General features: G+C 63.8%; 15 protein-coding genes and 1 tRNA gene. 2 read left to right on the plus strand and 14 right to left on the minus strand.

Translation table 11 applies throughout. From position 1 onward, the window contains the following. From JQ558_RS31825 to JQ558_RS31840, 4 genes are all read right to left on the minus strand, one after another. On the minus strand, positions 1-2,057 hold a 2,057-nt coding region (locus JQ558_RS31825; RefSeq protein WP_212296264.1), incomplete at its 3' end, for an S-layer family protein. 41 nt (positions 2,058-2,098) lie between these two features. After that, on the minus strand, positions 2,099-2,350 hold the full coding sequence (locus tag JQ558_RS31830; RefSeq protein WP_212296265.1) for a hypothetical protein: 252 nt from the start codon (positions 2,348-2,350) through the stop codon (positions 2,099-2,101). A gap of 1,210 nt (positions 2,351-3,560) precedes the next feature. Continuing rightward, positions 3,561-4,148, minus strand: a complete 588-nt coding sequence (locus JQ558_RS37560) for an anthrone oxygenase family protein (protein WP_312015054.1) — start codon at positions 4,146-4,148, stop codon at positions 3,561-3,563. 2 nt (positions 4,149-4,150) lie between these two features. Then, positions 4,151-4,972, minus strand: coding sequence for an NAD(P)H-binding protein (locus tag JQ558_RS31840; protein ID WP_212296267.1), 822 nt, complete (start codon positions 4,970-4,972; stop codon positions 4,151-4,153). 101 nt (positions 4,973-5,073) lie between these two features. Here JQ558_RS31840 and JQ558_RS31845 point away from each other — a divergent pair, with 101 nt between their 5' ends. Next, a complete protein-coding gene (locus JQ558_RS31845; protein WP_212209520.1) occupies positions 5,074-5,730 on the plus strand; it encodes a TetR/AcrR family transcriptional regulator in 657 nt (218 codons plus the stop codon). Between the two features lie 15 nt (positions 5,731-5,745). Here JQ558_RS31845 and JQ558_RS31850 read toward each other — a convergent pair whose 3' ends face one another. Then, on the minus strand, positions 5,746-6,672 hold the full coding sequence (locus JQ558_RS31850; RefSeq protein ID WP_212296268.1) for an SDR family oxidoreductase: 927 nt from the start codon (positions 6,670-6,672) through the stop codon (positions 5,746-5,748). Positions 6,673-6,774: 102 nt separating this feature from the next. Continuing rightward, positions 6,775-7,032 (minus strand): hypothetical protein, encoded by a 258-nt coding sequence (locus JQ558_RS31855; RefSeq protein WP_212037213.1) that lies wholly within the window; start codon positions 7,030-7,032, stop codon positions 6,775-6,777. Positions 7,033-7,286: 254 nt separating this feature from the next. On the opposite strand from JQ558_RS31855, the gene JQ558_RS31860 reads away from it, so the two are divergent. After that, entirely contained in the window at positions 7,287-7,466 is a 180-nt protein-coding gene (locus JQ558_RS31860) for a hypothetical protein (protein ID WP_192735848.1), read from the plus strand. A gap of 74 nt (positions 7,467-7,540) precedes the next feature. Here JQ558_RS31860 and JQ558_RS31865 read toward each other — a convergent pair. The 8 genes from JQ558_RS31865 to JQ558_RS31900 form a co-directional block, all read right to left on the minus strand. Then, positions 7,541-7,614: transfer RNA gene (locus JQ558_RS31865), tRNA-Cys, on the minus strand. A 123-nt stretch (positions 7,615-7,737) separates the two neighbouring features. Continuing rightward, the gene (locus JQ558_RS31870; protein WP_212296269.1) at positions 7,738-9,570 is read right to left on the minus strand and encodes a carbamoyltransferase; all 1,833 of its coding nucleotides are present in this window, start codon (positions 9,568-9,570) and stop codon (positions 7,738-7,740) included. A 141-nt stretch (positions 9,571-9,711) separates the two neighbouring features. Further along, entirely contained in the window at positions 9,712-10,131 is a 420-nt protein-coding gene (locus JQ558_RS31875) for an SxtJ family membrane protein (protein WP_212209516.1), read from the minus strand. An 80-nt stretch (positions 10,132-10,211) separates the two neighbouring features. Further along, a complete protein-coding gene (locus tag JQ558_RS31880) occupies positions 10,212-10,958 on the minus strand; it encodes a tRNA-uridine aminocarboxypropyltransferase (protein ID WP_212209515.1) in 747 nt (248 codons plus the stop codon). Between the two features lie 57 nt (positions 10,959-11,015). Further along, positions 11,016-14,129, minus strand: coding sequence for an efflux RND transporter permease subunit (locus JQ558_RS31885; RefSeq protein ID WP_212296270.1), 3,114 nt, complete (start codon positions 14,127-14,129; stop codon positions 11,016-11,018). Next, entirely contained in the window at positions 14,129-17,275 is a 3,147-nt protein-coding gene (locus JQ558_RS31890; protein WP_212296271.1) for an efflux RND transporter permease subunit, read from the minus strand. Before JQ558_RS31890 ends, JQ558_RS31885 begins: the two co-directional genes overlap by 1 nt. A gap of 10 nt (positions 17,276-17,285) precedes the next feature. Further along, positions 17,286-18,716: an efflux RND transporter periplasmic adaptor subunit gene (locus JQ558_RS31895; protein ID WP_212296272.1), complete on the minus strand. Its 1,431-nt coding sequence runs from the start codon at positions 18,714-18,716 to the stop codon at positions 17,286-17,288. After that, positions 18,706-20,190 (minus strand): efflux transporter outer membrane subunit, encoded by a 1,485-nt coding sequence (locus tag JQ558_RS31900; protein ID WP_212209533.1) that lies wholly within the window; start codon positions 20,188-20,190, stop codon positions 18,706-18,708. Before JQ558_RS31900 ends, JQ558_RS31895 begins: the two co-directional genes overlap by 11 nt. Positions 20,191-20,448 lie beyond the last annotated feature (258 nt).

The following is a 20,448-nucleotide window of genomic DNA, read 5'->3' on the forward strand; positions in this document are numbered from 1 at the left end:
CGCACATTGCCGGCGACCGAGACGGTGTCCTCGGCGATGCTGCCGGTGTCCGCCACCGCCACCGGCAGATCGTCGGTGCCGGTGATGGTGATGGTCAGGTCGGCGACGCTGGTGTCGCCGTCCTCGTCGGTCAGCGTGTAGCTGAAGGTCTCGGTCAGCGTCTCGCCCGGCGCCAGCTGCTGCACCAGCGGATTGGTGTTGTCGAGCGTATAGGTATAGCCGCCGTCGGCCGCCAGCACGATCGCGCCGTAGCTTCCGGTGCCGCTGCCGCTCAGCGTGGTTACGTTCTGCGCCGCGGTGCCGTCACCCAGGGTGTCGTTGCTGCGCACATTGCCGGCGACCGAGACCGTGTCCTCGGCGATGCTGGCGGTATCGGCCACCGCCACCGGCAGATCGTCGGTCCCGGTGATGGTGATGGTGAGGTCGGCGACGCTGGTGTCGCCGTCCTCGTCGGTCAGCGTGTAGCTGTAGGTCTCGGTCAGCGTCTCGCCGGGCGCCAGCTGCTGCACCAGCGGATTGGTGTTGTCGAGCGTATAGGTATAGCCGCCGTCGGCCGCCAGCACGATCGCGCCGTAGCTGCCGGTACCGCTGCCGTTGAGCGTGGTTACGTTCTGCGCCGCGGTGCCGTCACCCAGGGTATCGTTGCCGCGCACATTGCCGGCGACCGAGACGGTGTCCTCGGCAATGCTGCCGGTGTCCGCCACCGCCACCGGCAGATCGTCGGTCCCGGTGATGGTGATGGTCAGCGTCGTCGACGAGGTCGCCCCGAACTGGTCGGTCACCGTGTAAGTGAACACCTCGGTCACCACCGCGCCCTGCGCCAGCGCCTGGGTGTCCGGATCTGAATTGTTGAGCGTGTAGGTGTAACTGCCGTTGCTGTTGATCGTCACCGACCCATAGGTGCCGGCCACCGCGTTGCCGACGTTGCCGGCCGAGCCGTTCACCACCGCAACCGTCTTGGTCGCCCCGGTGTCGACGTCGGTGTCATTGCCGAGCACGTTGCCGGTGGCGGACGGATCGCCGCCGAACGGCGTGTTGCCGGGATTGACGCCGGACTCGGTGACCGCATCACCCGCATTGGTGTCGGCGACCGCGATGGGCGCGTCATTGGTGCCGGTGATCGTGATGGTCAACTGGGCGGTATCAGTGAGCCCGTCCGGGTCACGAACTGTGTACGTAAACACTTCCGTGACTGTGACCCCGGCCGCCAGCGCGTTGGTGTCCGGATCGCTGTTGTCGAGGTTGTAGGAGTAGCTGCCATTGGCATTCAAGGTCAGTGAGCCATAGGTGCCCACCAATGCAGTTCCGACCGTACCGGCAGCTCCCGCTCCGGATTCCGGACCGGTCCGGACCGCCGACACCACCAGCGACGCCTGGCCGTCGTCGGAATCCGTGTCATTAAGCAGCACGTTCCCCGCAGCCGAGGAGTCGCCCGGAACCGATGTATTCCCTGGGCCAACGCCAGCCTCTCGCACGACGTCGGCCCCATTCGTGTCATTGACGCCAACCGGGGACGTGGGGTCGACCGCGAAAGTAACCTGCTCGATCGCGGAGACTTTGAGATTGATGCTCGTGAATGTGAATTCTGCCTGGCCGGCCTGGCCGGTGTTTTGATTTGAGTTGGCGATAATGAAGGCCTGAAAGTTGGCCATGTCATTATTGAACGCAGTCATAAAGGTGGAGCTGGCTAGTTGCGCGTTGCTCAAATAGATGACGAGCTTATCGATTTCGGCAGTGCCCCTGGCAGCATTGCCGTTGCCGCCGTCGTAGATGTCGTAGCCGGAAAAGGCCGTTTGTCCGACCGTTGTCCCTACGCCGAGGATTTGACTGCCGACCTTGTACTGGTTTTCCCAAGCTCGATAGATGAGCGTATCCGCGCCCGACCCACCAAGGACGGTGTCAAAACCACTACCCCCATCGAGCGTATCGCTCCCGGAACCGCCGTTGAGCCGATCGCTGCCAGCGCCACCGGATAACGTGTCGTTGCCTGACCCGCCGACGTAATTGTCGTTGCCGCTGGTGCCCGTAAGTGTGGTGGTGCCGCTGGCGCTTGCCATCAAAAATACTCCAATACTCTGTTGGTACTATTCGCGCGCAACTATCGCGCCGCCTGCCTGTTCGGTGAATCGGATACCGCGATCGCGGCCTGGAATTTTGCAATGATGTCTAGGTGAGACGAGAGCGAAACGACGCCCTTGCCTGGCGCGATCACTGGCGGATCATTCGCAAGACTCGCAAACGGAGCTACAGGGATGACTGAAGAGGACGCAGCTGAAATGTCCTTGACCTGCGCCTCAATTCTGAGCCAGTCGACCCGCTCCGCACTCTTCGTAAATAAAAAGCGTCCCAATGCTCACTCCCCAACTCTGCTGACGCAGAGCAGGCGTGACTGCACCCGAAAATCGGTTCACGTGAAATTTAACGTCCGTCTAAAACAATCGCGCGGGCGTTCGGCCAAGAACGACACCTGTCGCTAATGTATTCTTCGGCCTGGCGTGAAAAGATTCCGACCACTGTAACCCTAACCCTGCCCGTTTTCCTGCCGTTCCGTCCCGCAGCTACCGCTCTCGCTGACGATTATTTATTTGAGGTTCTTCGCAAATCTCTTTGAGAATCTTGACCGCGCCGTCCCCGGTGATGACTGGTTCAACGCAGCAATCGATCCGCTACCTGACTTGCGCGCAATCTGACGAACATTCCGGCGAACGTCCACGCAGCGAAGGAGGTACCTCGAAATAACGACCGACAAGCATGTTGCTGGTTTGTTGCAAGCTTCTCCGCGGGTTCCTTCCGGGAACTGCCTGGCGGCCCAACGAGGGATTTCGCTTTTCTTGCAACACGCGAGGATAAGCGCTTCGTCACGGGGCGCAGCAGTGAACTGCCTGGTGCTCGCAAATGAAATTGTGAAGCTGAGGTCACCGACAGAAAGCTTGCCCGCTTCGCTGGCGAATCCAACCCGGGGCGCCAGCATCCAATCTCATATTTGCCGGGCGACGGTTTATTCTCGCTGAGATGGCCTTACCGAGGTCAGCCAAGTCGAACCCGCCGGCGTGAACCGGCGGGTTCGGAAACCAAGAGTCCGTTTGGCTTATGGTTTTCGCAGGCACAAACCAACGGTCGGGGCCGTCCCGCATTTGGCTCCGTCAGCGGCGCCGCCACCCGGGCAGAACACCGACACCAAAATTTCCGTCGATTCGCAGCTTACCGATCCGTCGGCCTGAACGGCTCGAACGCTGACGGCGCCTGCGTCGCCCTTTGGACCCGCGTCACCCTTGTCACCCTTGGGACCCGGTTCACCCTTGGGGCCGAGCTCGCCCTTTGGACCCGCCTCGCCCTTGGGACCCGGCGCGCCCTGAGGGCCTTGAGGCCCTTGTGCGCCAGCCTGGCCCTGCGCTCCCGCGATACCCTGCACGCCTTGCGCCCCTTGAGGCCCGGCCGGCCCCTGCGGACCTGCATCACCCTTGGGCCCAGGATCCCTGCCGCATGCGCCAAGTGCCAGAGCCAAACCGATCGCGAGTATCGGGAAAATCCTCATGCGACGCCCCCTGTCATTTCCGCCGTTAATGGCGGTTGGCAACAATATGCCTCCAACCCTGTCGAAGCTCCAGAGAGTTGACGACTGTCCAAAGGTCGAATGAACGCCGCGGCGCACCGATGGCGTGTGTCGCCCTATCGCACCGCGATCGCCCAGATGAACAGCGCACAGGCCGTGCAATCGTCCGGACATGGTTCCACAGCGTCCAGTCGGTCAGATAGCGCGCCCATAGCGGTGCGGCCTCGGTACTTGCGGGATCGACGGCGGCCAGCGCGTTGTTCAAGGGCACGTTGAAGACGGCCGTGCATACGAACATGCCGATCACATAGAGCACGCCGCCGGCCAGCATCGCGATCGCGCCTGGCTCGCCCCAACGAAGCAGGCCTGCAACCGCCAGCAGCAGGCTCGCAAGCGTTGTCCCCAGGAAGAGCGGCATGAACAGCGACTGCACGATCACGGCGTTGACGGCGTTCATCGCCGTGATGCCTGCCACCTGACCGATGCGGCCGAGCGCCGTCATGATGAAGGTGGAGAAGGCGAAATAGAGTCCCGCGAGCAATCCGCAGCCGATGGCGGAAAACCACAGCAATCCAGTGATAGCAGATTGAAGCATGGTCATCCCCTCCAGACGCCGGTCGCAGCCACCCTGCCGGCATAATCGGCAAAATCGCGGGCCGGACGGCCGAGCGCCTGCTCGACGCCATCGGCAATGCGGCTGTTGCGCCCGTCGAGCACGACGGTGAAGAGTTCGTTCATGAGAGCGATGATCTCTTCGGGGACGAACGGCCGCATGCCGGCGGCAAACGCTTCCGGCGAGATCTGCCGGTAGCCGATCGGCCGGCCGGCGGCGGTCGATATCTCGGCCACGGCTTGTGCAAAAGAGAGCGCGCGCGGGCCCGTCACTTCATAGAGCTTGCCGGCGTGACGCTCGTCGTTGAGCGCCGCTACCACCACGTCGGCAATATCGTCGGCGTCGATGAAGGGTTCGAGCACCGCGCCCGCCGGCAGGGCGACCTCGCCCGCCTTGACGCCGTCGAGCAGATAGCCTTCCGAGAAATTCTGGTTGAACCAGCTGGCGCGGACGATGGTCCATGGCACGCCGGAGGCCTGCAACGCCGCTTCGGCGCGTTGCGCGCCGGGCTCGCCGCGGCCCGACAGCAGCACGAGGCGCTGCAGCCCGTTTTCGCGCGCCAGCCGGCTGAGTTCGGTGATCGCCTCGGTCGATCCCTCCACCGCCAGATCCGACTGGTAGGTGACATAGGCGCTCGATACGCCGTCCAGCGCGGCAGGCCAGGTCTGCGGATCATTCCAGTCGAACGGCACGGAAGTGGAACGTGAAACCGGGCGGGCGGCGACGCCTTGCGCCTGCAGCAGCGCGCCAACGCGCGCGCCGGTTTTGCCGGTACCGCCAATGATCAGGATCGGGAGTTGCGACATCGGAATTCCCTTTCATTAAACACGAGGATATCTCGCATTTGTCAAATGCGATAAACTCTCGTATTGAATTGGTCAAGGGTTTTTTTGAACGGGGGTGGCGGATGGCGGCGAGGAAGAAAACCGGAACGGACCCGGCCGAAGCCGGCGCGCAAGGCCTGGCGCGGCTGGTTCCGACGCAGCAGCGCAGCCGGGAGCGGTTCGAGCGCATCCTTGAAAGTGCGGCGGAAATCATGGCCGAGAAAGGCAGCGAAGCGTTCCGGATGAGCGACATTGTCGAGCGGACCGGCGTGGCCTTCGGCTCGCTCTATCAGTACTTCCCCGACAAGACCGCGATCATCGGCACGCTGGCGGAACGCTACAACGCCGTCGGCCGAGATTGCGTCCGCCGCGATCTGGCGTCGGTAAAGAGCGCCCGGGACCTGCATCCGGCGCTCTGTCGTATTGTCGACAGCTACTACCAGATGTTCAACGACGAACCTGTGATGCGCGACATCTGGCAAGCCACCCAGGCCGACCGGGCGCTACAAAAACTCGACGAGGAAGACGGCGCCTATCTCGCCGGTCTACTCGACGAGGCGCTGCGGCGGATCGCGCCGAATGCGCCCTCTCCTGCGCTGGCGTCGTTTTCGCAGCTGGTCATGACGCTGATCGCAGCCACCGTGCGCCACGCCATCGCGCTGGAGCCGAAGCAAGCCGCGCGCATGCTGACGCTGTTCAAGCGGATGCTGCCGAAGAACCTGGCGGCGCTGGAGATGTGACCAGAACGCGTCGTGTCAGCGATAGCCGGTGACGTCGGCGGGCCGGCCGGCGTCCTGGACTTCGACGACGTAGCGCCACGCATCGGGCCTGCTGCCATCGAGGTCGGTAAATCCGTAGATTTTTGCCAATTCGCCGCTCGACAGCGATTTTCCATTCCAGCGCGCAACGTCGGGATCACCGGCAAGTGCGGCGACGGCGCGGCCGACGAAGGCCGGGCTCTCCGATATCGCAAAATGCGGCTGGACCTTGGTGGCGTCGTGCCAGTTCGCTTCAGTCACACGGTAGGCATCGAGCATCGCTTCCGACCGAAGCCACCCCGGCGTCAGCGCAACAGCCGCTCCGCCGTGCGGCACCAGTTCATGGGCCAAAGCGAAGGCCATGCGGTTCACCGCGGCCTTGGCCAGATCGTAGAAGAACGAAACCCGGTAATTCGTGGCGTTGTAGGCGTCGGTACCGTCGGTCATCTCGACCACCAATCCGCCGCGTGTCTTGATCAGCAAGGGCGCGGCGAAATGGCTGGTGATGGCGTGGGTATCGATGGCGAGGCGGAGCGTACGCAGGCCATAGTCGAGAGAGGATTCCCAGACCGGCTTGTTCCACTCCATCCGGGTGGCGCCCCAGATGTCGTTCACGAGGATATGCAAGGCGCCCTGCTCGAATGCGATGCGATCGACCAGGCCCTGCACCTGTGTGGGTTCGAGATGATCGACCTGAACCGCGATGCCATGGCCACCGGCCGCATTCACCAGATCAGCGGTTTCCTCGATCGTCTCCGGCCGGTTCATCTCTGACGGCGCCTGTCGCGTCGTGCGCCCGGTCACGTAGACCGTCGCCCCGGCCGCCCCCAATTGGACGGCAATGCCGCGGCCGGCGCCGCGGGTGGCGCCTGCGACCAGCGCGACCTTGCCCGCAAGCGGGCCCTTCAATCCAGTGGCTTTCATGGACGGCATCGCTCCCTGAATGCGAAGTTTTCATCGCATCTAAGGAAATGATCCCGCTTCGTAAAGAGAACAGGCGTCGCGCCCTGGGGGTGCAGCAGCGGGCTACTGCTCGAACACCGCCGCACATGCCGGGCTCAGGCTTCCCTTCTGCCGGCGCAGGCAGGCGGTGATGGCGCGCGCGTTCGGGATTTCGCCGGCGCACAGGCGGTAGACGTCGGGCGTGCAGGCCCGGCGTTGCTCGGGCGTACCCTGTTGGGCGTTAGCCGACCCTGCTGCGAACAGCGCGAGGAGCATTCCGACCATCGAAGCGCGACGGACCCGGCTGCGTACCGCTCCAACTCGCGCCACGTGCGTCTTCATGTCCGCATCTCCCTTGGTCGGGTCCGGCTTGACAGCACGGACGTCATCCGACCGAATACGCGGAATAATTTTCGTGGAATGTGATTTTTCTCACACTTTATGCCGGGCGTTCGGGTCTACCGTGCCCCTCGGGGAATCAACCATTTAGTAACTACGTTTGCCGTGGTTGGCCGATCGATAAAATTGGATCGATCCGTTCAATCTGGAAACAAACCGGTTTTGAGAACGTGCGCTCTGGAACCCCGGAGAGCGCGATGAGCGAAGTTGAGTTCGACCTATTGCTGGACGCCGTGAAAACGGCCATTGCGCCCATACCGGAGGATGATTTCGTGGCCCAGACCCTGCCCTTTCGCCGGACGCCGCGCCCCGCCAACGACAACCGCGCCCCTTGGCCGCTGGTTCCGTTTCCTGAAGGCTGGTACGCCTCCTGCTGAGCGCCTGGACCTGACGATGGCCTGAAGCTCGTCCGGCCTCTCATATAATCGACCTAAGTTATTGATTATATGGATGGAGGCCACGACCAGAATTGAACTGGTGTACACGGTTTTGCAGACCGTTGCGTAACCACTCCGCCACGTGGCCCCATCGGGGCGGATCAATACAGCCCGCAAATGGGTTAGGCAACCTTCCTCGTTTCCCATCGACAAAGTTCTGAACCTCCAAATCCGTGGATGTCTGAAACTCGCGATCCGCCTCGCTGTTCGATCAGTCGAGCTCGAACGCATTCTTGTAGTCGAGCTTCAGCGACGCCGGCTGGTCTTCCTTGAGCAGGAAGCAATTGCCGATCACCAGCACTTCGATATCGCTGCCCATGAAGCAGCGGAAGGCGTCTTCCGGCGTGCACACGATCGGCTCGCCCCGGACATTGAAGCTGGTGTTGACCAGCACCGGGCACCCGGTTTCGGCCTTGAAGGCCGTCAGCAGCGCATGAAAGCGCGCATTGGTGTCGGCATGCACGGTCTGTATCCGCGCCGAATAATCCACGTGCGTCACGGCCGGGATGTCCGAGCGCGGGATATTGAGCCGCTCGATGCCGAACAGCTTTTCATCGCCGGGATTGGCGGGCCGGCGGTGCTTTTTCAGCACATCGGCGACGATCTGCATGTACGGACTGTCGCCGTCGAGTTCGAACCATTCGGCGACATCCTCGCGCAGCACGGCCGGTGCGAAGGGACGAAAACTTTCGCGGAACTTGACCCGCAGGTTGAGCGAGCTCTGCATCCTCGGTGACCGGGGATCGCCGAGGATCGACCGCGCCCCAAGCGCGCGCGGGCCGAATTCCATTCGTCCCTGGAACCAGCCGACTGCTTTCTCCGCAACCAGCGCTTTGACGGTGCTTTCGATCAGTGCGTCATCGGTGAGCGCCGTGAACACCGCCCCCGCCTGCACCAGGCGCTGCTCGATCTCGGCTTGCGCGAATGACGGCCCGAGATAGCCGCCGGCCATGGCATCGCCGGCGGGCGCCACACGCGGCTTGCCGGCAAATTGATAATACGCCGCCAACGCCGCGCCGACCGCGCCGCCGGCGTCGCCCGCGGCAGGCTGCACCCATATGTTCTTGAAGGTGCGCTCCCGCAGAATTTTTCCGTTGGCGACGCAGTTCAGCGCCACGCCGCCGGCCAGACACAGGTTCTCCGATTGCCCCTCGCGGGCCAGACTGCGGGTCAGCCGCAGCACGATCTCTTCCGTTACCTGCTGCACGGAAGCGGCCAGATCCATGTAGCGCTGGTCGAGGCGCTCGGACGGCTCGCGCGGTTTGCCGCCGAACAGCTTGTCGAACCGGCCGTTGGTCATCGTCAGGCCGGTGCAATAATCGAAATATTGCAGATCAAGCCGGAAGCTGCCGTCGTCCTTGAGGTCGACGAGATGGTCGAGGATCAGTTTGGTATATTTCGGCTCGCCGTAGGGCGCGAGGCCCATCACCTTGTACTCGCCGGAATTGACCCTGAAGCCGGTGTAATAGGTGAAGGCCGAATAAAGCAGCCCCACCGAGTGCGGGAAGTTGATCTCGCGCGTCAGGTCGAGCGTATTGTCCTTGCCGTAGCCGGCCGACGTCGTCGTCCATTCGCCGACGCCGTCCAGCGTCAGGATCGCGGACTCGGCAAACGGCGAGGCAAAGAACGCCGACGCCGCGTGGCTCTGGTGATGATCGGCGAACAGCAGTTTGGCTTCCCAATCGACACTGCCGTCGATCTCCAGGAGATGGTCGCGGAGCAGGCGCTTTTGAAACAGCTTCTCCTTTAGCCAGACCGGGATCGCCTTCCGGAACGACTGAAAGCCCCGTGGTGCAAATGCAAGGTAGGTCTCGAGCAGGCGCTCGAATTTGAGGAACGGTTTTTCGTAGAACACGACGTGGTCGAGTTCGCTTGCGCTGATGCCCGCCGCCGACAGGCAATAACGGATCGCGGCGGCCGGAAAGTTCGGATCGTGCTTCCTGCGCGTGAAACGCTCTTCCTGTGCGGCAGCGACGATCTTGCCGTCCATCAGCAGAGCCGCGGCGCTATCGTGGTAGAATGCCGAGATGCCGAGAATGCGCACGCCGCCACTCAAAACAGGGTACAGACGAACGGCGTCAGCGCTGAGCCCTTGGTTACCGCCGGCAATGCTCCCATACGGGTATCGCGAGAAAGCGATCCCGGAAAGACAAATGGATCGCGCAGGCACGACATCAGGCGGACCCTAGAACTGCTGCCGCATGGATTGCGATGGTGGTCTCGGATCGGAGCGCGGCAGCCAATAGGTCGGCGATGAACGATCCCTGGCGAGCTTGAGGAAATCCTTGCCGAACAGGCGCATCGCCAGCCCAATCGGCAGGATCGTGCCAAAGAAGAGCAGCGCCATGATGACGGGGTTGACCACGCGGTACATCAGAAGCCCGAGCTTCAGCCATGCCCGGTTGGCGGGGTTGAGCGTTCGCGGACGCCACAGGGTCAGGCAGGCAAACACCGCGGCGCCGCCCAGCCAGAACGGCGCATGAGACGAAGCCTGGTAGAGACCGTAACCGCCGATCAGCGCAAAGACCGTGGCCATCGTGAACCCGAAATTGCGGTCGCTTGGCCCGACGACAACCTCGTCATGTTGTGACTCAAGCGATTGCATCGGTACTTTCTGCTGATGTTTTCGGCTTTGGTGACAGACAACGCGGCGGTTCTACTGATCGCTCGCAACCTTCGCTAGCATTATTTGGCGCGGGCTTTAACCCCTTTGCGGCGACGATAATCCTTCTTCTTCGGCTTGGGTGCGAGTTCCGGCATGGTGGTCTGAACCTCGCGATACCGCGTCAGCAGCCGCTCGAAACTGCCGTTGAGCGTCTCGGCGATATCGGGTCGCTTCTCCAGTCCGGCCAGCAGCATCGCCGCGGCCTCGATCGTGGAGAGCCCGTCGGCACGCGGCTCCTTGCGGAGCTTTCCATAACGCGAGGCGCGCTTGGGCCCAAGAATCACCCGCTGGCATTTCAGCATCCACGCATTGCGCCACCAAAGCGCCTTAGCCTGGCTCCAGGTGCCGTCGAGCAGCACAATGCCCTCGATATCGCTGAGAATCGCGCGCTGATGCGGTTCGATCTCGCCCTTGCGGTTGATCGCGACGATTTCGTTCTCGGTCTCGAGCTCGCTGACCTTGGCGGAACCAAGATACAGCACCGCCCAGCGTGAGGGATCGTCCACCGGCCGCCCCAGCGCCTTGGAGAGGCTCGGCCAAGACAATCCTATCTTGAGCACGGCGTCGCCAAAATGGAGTGCCGTCAGGCGCGCCGTACCCAGCGTCCGGTCCTGTTCCTGCGGATGCTGCAGGATCAGGAGCGAAACCTTGTTCTCGATCGGCGTGATGCTGTCACAGATACACAGAGGCACCGGTTTGCCGCAGTCGGCGCACTCCGGCACCTCGTCAGCTTCAGGCGCAATCTTGGCTTCAGATTGTTTTGACATCCGCCCGCTATACGCTGCGCCGCCCACCCCATCAACAATTCAGCGCCGTTCCGGTGATTATTCCGCCGGCGCCTGGATTGCGGCCGGTTCGGACCACCGCCGCCGCAACCGGTCGATCAGAAGGTAGATCACGGGTGTCGTGTACAAAGTGAGGATCTGGGACACGAACAATCCCCCGATGATGGTGATTCCGAGCGGCCGGCGCAGCTCGGTGCCTGGGCCGGTCGCTATGACGAGGGGGATGCCCGCGAACAGGGCCGCCAGCGTCGTCATCAGGATCGGACGGAACCGGGCGGTGCAGGCCTCGAAGATCGCATCCGCCGACGACAGACCACGGTGGCGCTCGGCGTCGAGTGCAAAATCCACCATCATGATGCCGTTCTTCTTGACGATCCCTATCAAGAGAATGATGCCGACAAAGGCGATCACGGTCAGCGGCGTGTTGGTCACCTGCAGCGCGAGCAGCGCGCCGAGCCCCGCCGAAGGCAGCGTCGAGATGATGGTCAGGGGATGGGCAAGGCTCTCATAGAGCACGCCGAGCACGATATACATCGCCACCAGCGCGCCGAGGATCAGCAGCGGCTGCCGGCCGCTGGTCTTGTTGAAGTCGCCGGCATTGCCGTCGAAACTGCCGCGGATGCCCTCCGGCATGTGCAGCTCGTCGACCGCGCGCTGGATGTTGGTGGTCGCGACCTCGAGCGGCACGTTGGGCAGCAGATTGAACGACACCGTCGTCGAGGGGAACGACTGCGAGTGATAGACCGCCAGCGGCGACAGGCCGCGCTGATAGCGCACGACCGCCGATAGCGGCACCTGCGCGTCGTTGGCGCCGGCGACGAAGATACGTTCGAGGTTCGACGGATCCGCCTGGAACTTCGGGTCGATCTCCAGCACCACCATGTACTGGTTGCGCTGGGTGTAGATGATCGAAATCTGCCTCTGCGCGAACGCGTTGTTCAAGGCGTTGTCGATGTCCTGGACGCGAACACCCAAGCTGGACGCCGTCTTCCGGTCGATCACCAATGACAATTGCAACCCGCCGGGATCGCGGTCAGAGGACACGTCGGTGATGCCCTCGACGGTCTCCATGCGCTTGCCGACAATGGGGGCCCATTTCTGCAGCAGACCGAGGTCGGTGCTCGACAACGTGTACTGATAGTCGGAATCGCTCTGCCGTCCGCCGGTCCTTATATCCTGGGCGGCGAACATGAACAGGCGGATGCCCGCGACGCGATAGAGCGCCCGGCGCAGGCGATCGATCACGTCGGCAGTCGATTGCCCCGCCCGCTCCTCCGGCGGCTTCAGGCTGATGAACATGGTGCCGCGGTTAGAGCCGCCGCCACCGGGACCGCCGCCGCTGCCAAGCGAGGAGCCGATCCCGGCGACCGCAGGGTCGGCCATGACGATATCGGCCAATTGCTGTTGCAGGCCGAGCATGGCCTGAAACGAGATGTCGGGGGAGGCGCGGGTCGATCCGATGATGAAGCCGCTGTCATCGGTCGGGAAATAGCCCTTCGGCGTCTTGATATAGAGCGTCACCGTCAGCGCGATGGTGGCAAAGAACACGAGCAGGGTAAGATACGGAAATTCCAGAACCCGGCGCAGCGTCCAGGTGTAGAACGACACGGTGCGCGACAGCGTGCCCTCGACCAGCCGGTCGAACCATGTGGCGCGATCGGAAGTCGCCTCCTTGATGAAATGCGCGCAGATCATCGGGGTGACCGTCAGCGAGACCACGGTCGACACCACGATGGCAAAGGTCAGCGTCAGCGAGAATTCTCGCAGCAGCCGCCCGACGATCCCGTCCATGAAAATCAGCGGCGTAAAGGCCGCGATCAGCGACAGGCTGATCGACAGCACCGTAAAGCCGATCTGCTTGGCGCCTTCCATCGCTGCGGCGAGCGGCGCCATGCCCTGCTCGAGATTGCGGTACATGTTCTCGATCATCACGATGGCGTCGTCGACCACGAAGCCGACCGAAATCGCCAGCGCCATCAGCGACAGATTGTCGATCGAGAAACCGGCCAGCCACATCCCGGCGCAGGTGCCGGCCAACGCCAGCGGCACCGAGACGCCGGCGGCAATCGTCGGCGTCAACCGCCGCAGGAAGGCGAACACGACAACCATGACCAGGAACGCGGTCGCCAGCAGCGTAAACTGCATGTCGAGCACGCTGGCGCGGATGGTGCCGGTGCGGTCGACCAGCGTCGAAATCTCGACGCCGCCCGGCAGCCATTGCTGCAATTCCGGCAGCAGCGCCCTCACCCGGTCGACGGTATCGATGACGTTGGCGTCGCCCTGCTTGGTGATCTGGATCAGCACCGCCGGCTGCTTGTTGAACCAGGCGATCGAGCGGCTGTTGCGAACGGAGTCTTCCACCTCGGCCACGTCGGAGAGGCGAACGAAATTGCCCCCCGAACTCTTGATGATGATGTCGCGGAATTCGGCCGCCGTCCGCATCTGCTTGTTGGTCGAAATCGTCTCGCTCTGGCGGGCGCCGTTGAAGATCCCGACCGGGCCGAGCGGGTTGGAATTGACGATCGCCAGCCGGACGTCGTCGGTCGCGATCCCGGCATTGGAAAGCGCGACCGGGTTGAGCGCGATCCGTACCGCGGGCTGATCCGCGCCACTGACGGTGACTTCGCCGACCCCCGGCACCTGCGAGATGCGCTGCGCGATCACGGTATCGGCGACGTCATACATCGCGCTTGTCGTCAGCGTCTTCGAGGTCAGCGCCAGCACGAACACGGGCGCCGCCGACGGGTTGGCTTTGCGGAACCGCGGCAATGACGGCAGGTCGGTCGGCAAATCCGCCAGCGAGGCGTTGATCGCCGCCTGCACGTCGCGCGCGGCGCGGTCGATGTTGCGGCCGATCGCGAACTGCAGCTGGATGCTGGTGGTGCCGAGCGAACTGGTCGAGGTGATCTGGTCGATGCCCGAGATTTGCCCGAGTCGCCGCTCCAACGGGGCCGCAACCGTCGACGCCATGATCGAGGGGTCGGCGCCCGGGCGCGTGGCGGAAACCCGGATCGACGGAAAATCGACGTTGGGAACCGCCGACACCGGCAGAAACACGTAGGCGACGACCCCGACCAGAAAGAGCCCGATCGCCAGCAGCGTGGTGCCTACCGGCCTGCGGATGAAGGGCTCCGAGATCGAGATCGATGCCATTACTGCATCCCCTCGGTGGCGCCGGCAACGGGCGGCCCCGCAGGCCCCGGCTTCGGCACCGCTTTGTCGATTTTGCGGTTGAGCCGGTCGAGCGCCAGATAGATCACGGGCGTGGTGTAGAGCGTCAGCAACTGGCTCAGCAGCAATCCACCGATGATCGAGACGCCGAGCGGGAAACGCAATTCCGCGCCGGTGCCGCTTTCGAGCGCCAGCGGCAGCGCGCCGAACAGCGCGGCCAGCGTCGTCATCATGATCGGGCGGAAGCGCAACAGGCAGGCCTGCACGATGGCTTCGTGCGCGGACATGCCCCTATGCCGCTCCGCCTCGAGGGCAAAGTCGATCATCATGATCGCGTTTTTCTTGACGATGCCCATCAACAGGATGATGCCGATCAGGCCGATCACCGACAGGTCCTGGCCGCACAGCATCAAGGCCAGGATGGCGCCGATGCCGGCCGAGGGCAGCGTCGAGAGAATGGTGATCGGGTGGATGTAGCTCTCATAGAGCACGCCGAGCACGATGTAGATGGTGACCAGCGCGGCCAGGATCAGCCATGGCTGCCCGGCCAGCGATTTGGCGAACTCGGCCGCGTCGCCGGCATAGACGCCGACGATGCTGCCGGGCATGCCGATGCGGGTTTCGATCGACTTGACCGCCTCGACGGCGTCGCCGAGCGCTTCGCCCGGCGCCAGGTTGAAGCTGAGCGAGATGGCGGGGAACTGCGCGTGATGCGAAATCGCCAGCGGCGCGGTGGTGCGCGTCAGCGTCGCGATCGCCGAGATCGGCACCTGACCGGCCGGGCTTCCCGGCGTTGCCGACGCGCCCGGCACGTAGAGTTTCGAGAGGATCGATGGATCGCGCTGATACATCGGCATGGCTTCCAGCACCACGCGGTACTGGTTGGCCTGACCGTAGATGGTCGAAATCTGCCGCTGCGCAAAGGCGTCGTTCAGCGTATCGGTCACGACCTGCAGGCTGACGCCGAGCTGGCCGGCGCGCTGGCGGTCGATGTCGAGCGCTGCGCGCAAGCCACCCTCCTGCGCTTCCGACGAGACGTCGCGGAACAACGGATCCCGCCGCATTTCGGCAACGAGCCTGTTGGCCCATTTGGTCACTTCTGCGGAATCGGTGCCGGTCAGCGTGTACTGGTATTGCGAGCGGCTCGACTGGGTCGAGATCTGCACATCCTGCACCGGCTGGAAATAGATGGTCATGCCAGGAATTGAGGCCGTGCGCTGCTTCAGCCGGTTCACCACGTCCAGAATGTCGTCGCGCCGTTCGCCGCGCGGGCGCAGCGTCATCACCAGACGCCCGACATTGGTAGTCGGATTGACCGAGCCTGCGCCGATCACGGAGACCACGCCGACCACATCCGGATCGGCCTGGATCGCGGCCGCCGCCGCCATCTGCCGGCTTTGCATCTCGGCAAAGGAAACGTCGGGCCCGGCCTCGGTCACCGCCGTGATCGAAGCCGTATCCTGCAGCGGCAGAAACCCCTTCGGCGCGACCACATACATGACCAGGGTCGCGACGATGGTGAGGAACGTCACGGCGAGCGTGGCGCGCTGGCGCTGCAGCACCCACAGCAGCGTGCGGTGATACAGTTCGACCGTGCGATCGATGAAGCGGCTGACGGCGGCCAGCCCCGGAACGGCGAATTCCTCATGGACGTTCTTGAGCAGCCGCGAGCACATCATCGGCGTCAGCGTCAGCGAGACGACCGCCGAGGTCACCACCGCGATCGTCAGCGTCAGCGCGAATTCGCGGAACATGCGGCCGACCAGCCCGGACATGAACAATAGCGGGATGAACACCGCGATCAGCGACACCGTCAGCGAAATCACGGTGAAGCCGATCTCGCTGGCGCCCTTCAGCGAGGCCTCCATGACCGACTCGCCGTCTTCCATGTGGCGGACGATGTTCTCGATCATCACGATGGCGTCGTCGACCACGAAGCCGGTGCCGATCGTGAGCGCCATCAGCGACAGATTGTCGAGGCTGAAGCCCGCGAAATACATGATCCCGAAGCTCGTGATCAGCGACAGCGGCAGCGCCACGCCTGCGATCAGCGTGGCGCGTAGCGAACGCAGGAACAGCAGCACGACCAGAGTGACGAGCACCACTGAAAGGATCAGCGTGAACTGCACGTCATGGACGGAGGCGCGGATGGTGACGGTGCGGTCGCTGACGATGGTCAGCTTGACGCCCGCCGGGATCGCGCGCTGCACCTTTGGAATTTCCTCGCGGATCTGGCGCACCACCTCGATCACATTGGCGCCGGGCTGCCGCTGGATGTCGATGATGACGGCCGGCGTGCCCTGATACCAGCCGCCGGTACGATCGTTCTCCAACCCGTCGATGATGATGGCGACGTCGCCGATCGTGACCGGCGCGCCGTTGCGATAGGCGATGATGATCGGCTTGTAGGCTTCCGCCGCCGCGATCTGGTCGTTGGCGGCGATGGTGTAGGCTTGCTGCGCGCCATCGAGCGATCCCTTCGGGCCCGAGACGTTGGCCCCGGCAATGGCTGCGCGCAGGTCCTCCATCGAAATGCCGTAGGCGGCGAGCCGCGCAAGGTCGGCCTGCACCCGTATTGCAGGCTTCAATCCGCCGAGCACCGCGACGCGACCAACGCCGGAAATCTGGCTGAGTCGCTGCCCCAAAATCGTGTCGGCGATGTCGCTCATCGCGCGCAGCGAAATCGTCTCCGACGTCAGCGCCAGCGTCATGACGGGTGCATCGGCCGGGTTGACCTTGGCGTAGGTCGGTGGGTACGGCAGGTTTTTGGGCAGGATGCCGGCCGCCGCATTGATCGCGGCCTGCACGTCCTGGGTGGCGCCGTCGATGTCGCGGTTGAGATCGAACTGCAGCGATATCTGGCTGACGCCGAACGAACTCGTCGATTGCATCGACGACAGCGACGGGATCTGGCCGAGCTGACGCTCCAGCGGCGCCGTGATCAGCGAGGCCACCACGTCGGGGCTGGCGCCAGGCAGTTGCGTCGTGACCTGCACGGTCGGGAAATCGACCTGCGGCAGCGCCGACACCGGCAGCGCCCAATAGCCGAGCGCGCCGCCGATCAGCAGCGCGATCCCGAGCAACGAGGTCGCGATCGGCCGGCGGATGAATGGTTCGGAGACGCTCATGGTTGCGTCCTCATGGCTGCGATTTCGCAGGCCCGCCCGACTGTTGGCCGGCCGGTGCCGGCCCGGTCTGTCCTTTTTGATCGCCCTCGCCGCGTTCGCGTCCGCCGCGGTGTTCGCCGTCTTTGGCTTGACCTTCCTTGGCCTGGCCTTCTTTGGCTTGGCCGCCCTGACCGCCCTTGCCGTCGGGGCTGCGGCTGCGCTTGCGTGGCGCGAGGTCGGCGGTCGGCGCCCGGTCATCGGTGCCGATCAGAACCTTGGCGCCGTCGGACAGATTGGCAAAGCCCGTGGTCACCACGCGGTCGGAGGTCGAAAGCCCGCTCGCGATCACCGCATCGTGCTCGTTCTGCTGCGTCACCACCACCGGCTTGGCGGTCGCGATATCGCCGGGGCCGATCACGTAGCTGAATGTCCCGGCAGGGCCGCGCTGAACCGCCGAGGTCGGCACCACGATCGCCTTGTCGAGCGTTTCGACCTTCAGCCGCACATTGACGAATTGGCCCGGCCAGAGCTGGAATTTGGCGTTGGGAAATTCCGCCTTGAGTTTCAGCGTTCCCGTGGTCGGGTCGACCTGGTTGTCGATGCCTTTCAGCGTGCCGGTGTCGACCACGGTGACGCCGTCATTGCCGAAGACGTCGACAGCGAGTGCGCCCTTGGCCGCGGCGGCATTGACCCGCACGATCTGTTGCTGCGGCAGGCTGAACTGCACCGCGATCGGCTGCAGCTGGGTGATGATGACAAGACCGGTCGCGTCCGACGCCTTGATGATGTTGCCCTGGTCGACCTGGCGCAGGCCGGCGCGTCCCGACAGGGGGGCGATGATCTTGGTGTAACCGAGAGTGGCTTGCGCATTGTCGATCGCGGCCTGGTCGGCCTTCACAAGCGCTTCCTGCTGGGCCACCAAGGCGCGCTGCGTATCGGCCTGCTGCTTCGATCCGGCGTTGGACGCCGCGAGCTGCTGGTAGCGGGCGAGATCGAGCTTCTGGTTGGCGAGCTGGGCTTCGTCCTGCGCCTTCTTGGCAACCGCCTGATCATATTGCGCCTGGTAGATCACCGGATCGATTTCGCCCAGCACGTCGCCCTTCTTGACGTCCTGGCCCTCGGTGAAGTTCACCGAGATCAACTTGCCGTCGACCTGGGCGCGCACGAGAACATTATTCAGTGCGCGGACGGAGCCGACGCCGTCGAGATAGACCGGCACGTCCTGGGTGCGCGGCGTCGCCGCCAGCACCGGCACCGGAAGGTCAAGGCGCGCGCCGCCGCGACCACCGCCGCCGCCGTTCGGTTTGGGCTGAAACGCGTACCAGCCGATGTAAGCCAGACCGCCGAGGATCACGAGCGTCACGGCAAGTGAAACCATGCGCTTGAGCACGCGCGACCAGAAACCCGCCTTGCGCACCTCTACAGTTTTGGCGCCTTCCTCTGACTCCGGCTTAAAGAGCATCGACCGGCCTTTCCATCCTAGGCTCCCAGCCGCCCCCCAGCGCCTGATACAGGCTGACGATCGCGAGCAGCCGGGCCAATTGGGCCTGCGATAGCGAATCTTCCGCCTGGAATAACGTCAATTGCGTATTTAGCACAGTTACGATGTCGGCAGTTCCGGCCCGCAGTTGCTGCTCGGACAGTTGAAACGCCCGCCGCGAGGACGCCACCACCTCGCGCTGCAGCCGCAGCCGCTCCGTGGTCTGGCGGATCGACATCAACGCATTGTCGACATCGGCAAAGGCCTGCACCACCGTCTTGCGATAGGTCTGCAGCAACTCATCCTGCCGGGCCTTGGTAAATTCGAAATTGCCGAGGATCCTGCCGCCGTCGAAAATCGGCTGGGTCAGGCTGCCGACCATGCTAAAGAACGCGGCCTGCGGCTGAAACAGCGACGCCAATGCGGAGCTCTGATAGCCACCCTGCCCGGTCAGTTGAATGCTCGGGAAAAACTGCGCGCGCGCGTTGCCGACATTGGCGGTGGCGGACGCCAGCTGCGCTTCCTGGCGCCTGATGTCGGGGCGCTGCGTCAGGAGTTCCGACGGCAGGCCGGGCGTGACGCGGGGCGAGACAATCTGGTTCAGCGTGCCGCCGATGACGCGCACCGATTCCGGCGGCCGCGACACCAGCGTGGCCAGCGCATTGATGTTCTGGTCGAGCGTTTGCCGCAGCGGCGGCACCAGCGCGCGCTGGTTGGCAACAACGGTTTCCTGCTGGGCGACGTCGAGGTCGTTGCCGGTGCCGGCCTGCAGCCGCTCCTTGATGGCGTTGAGGATGCGGACCGCGCTGGCGATGTTGCGCTCTGCGGTGCGAATCCGGTCCTGCGCCGCGAGCACCTGGAAATAGGCGTTGGCAACCGTGGTCAGCGTGGTCAATGCGATGACGTCGCGGTCGAAGCGGTTGGCGACCGCGGTCTCTTCCGCCGCCTGGGCGGCGTCACGATTCTTGCCCCAGAAATCGAGCTCGTAGCTGGCGCTCAGCGAGGCCTGATAGTTGACGACCTCGCGGCCGCCATTGGTCAGGCCACTCGAACTCGAGCCGGAGGTTCGTGAATAGCTTTCCGAACCGCTGCCGCTCAGGGTCGGCAACAACGCCGCGCCGGCGATCCGCGCCTGCGCATCGGCCTGCAGGAAGCGTGCGGTGGCGGCGGCGATATCCAGATTGACGGTCTGGGCTTCTTCCATCAGCGTCGTCAGTTCCCGCGAGCGGAAACCGCGCCACCAGTCGAGCGTCGGCGGCGCGTCCTGCGGCTTGGTCAGGCGGGCGGCCTTGTAGCCTTCGGGGATGTCGAGTGCGGGATCGGGCAGATCCTTGGTCAGGATACAGCCCGCCGAACTGGCGACCAGCCCGAGCACCGCGACTGAGCGCGCAAAGCGGCTCACCCGGCGACTTGCACCTGGAAAGCGCGCCCGCCAGCCTTCAGCCACAGCCTCCATTATTCGCTGGGTCACACCCGTTCTCCACGGGACAAATTCCAGCGTGACCCGCGATGAACGTTTGTTTGGGTAGTCTGCGACACGTTCACGGGGGGTGATGCTTCCGTTGGAACCGAGCCGTCATACTACCCTTGCGATCAGGGCGCGGACAGTCCCGGAACCATCCCGACGATCGCTGGCGCAAGCGAGCCAATCGGCGATCAAAAGTGCAAGTTAGCCTTATTTTATCGGCCTTGGGACGCGGTCAGGTTAATGCCG

This window comes from Bradyrhizobium sp. AUGA SZCCT0160, from assembly GCF_018130105.1.
GTDB lineage: Bacteria > Pseudomonadota > Alphaproteobacteria > Rhizobiales > Xanthobacteraceae > Bradyrhizobium.

What these genes read in the sequence shown, in the direction of transcription:
- JQ558_RS37560 (WP_312015054.1), bottom strand. Translation starts at nt 4,148, where the DNA reads ATGCTTCAATCTGCTATCACTGGATTGCTGTGGTTTTCCGCCATCGGC.
- JQ558_RS31855 (WP_212037213.1), bottom strand. Translation starts at nt 7,032, where the DNA reads ATGAAGACGCACGTGGCGCGAGTTGGAGCGGTACGCAGCCGGGTCCGT.
- JQ558_RS31885 (WP_212296270.1), bottom strand. Translation starts at nt 14,129, where the DNA reads ATGGCATCGATCTCGATCTCGGAGCCCTTCATCCGCAGGCCGGTAGGC.
- JQ558_RS31900 (WP_212209533.1), bottom strand. Translation starts at nt 20,190, where the DNA reads ATGGAGGCTGTGGCTGAAGGCTGGCGGGCGCGCTTTCCAGGTGCAAGT.
- JQ558_RS31850 (WP_212296268.1), bottom strand. Translation starts at nt 6,672, where the DNA reads ATGAAAGCCACTGGATTGAAGGGCCCGCTTGCGGGCAAGGTCGCGCTG.
- JQ558_RS31860 (WP_192735848.1), top strand. Translation starts at nt 7,287, where the DNA reads ATGAGCGAAGTTGAGTTCGACCTATTGCTGGACGCCGTGAAAACGGCC.
- JQ558_RS31845 (WP_212209520.1), top strand. Translation starts at nt 5,074, where the DNA reads ATGGCGGCGAGGAAGAAAACCGGAACGGACCCGGCCGAAGCCGGCGCG.
- JQ558_RS31895 (WP_212296272.1), bottom strand. Translation starts at nt 18,716, where the DNA reads ATGCTCTTTAAGCCGGAGTCAGAGGAAGGCGCCAAAACTGTAGAGGTG.
- JQ558_RS31875 (WP_212209516.1), bottom strand. Translation starts at nt 10,131, where the DNA reads ATGCAATCGCTTGAGTCACAACATGACGAGGTTGTCGTCGGGCCAAGC.
- JQ558_RS31880 (WP_212209515.1), bottom strand. Translation starts at nt 10,958, where the DNA reads ATGTCAAAACAATCTGAAGCCAAGATTGCGCCTGAAGCTGACGAGGTG.
- JQ558_RS31890 (WP_212296271.1), bottom strand. Translation starts at nt 17,275, where the DNA reads ATGAGCGTCTCCGAACCATTCATCCGCCGGCCGATCGCGACCTCGTTG.
- JQ558_RS31840 (WP_212296267.1), bottom strand. Translation starts at nt 4,972, where the DNA reads ATGTCGCAACTCCCGATCCTGATCATTGGCGGTACCGGCAAAACCGGC.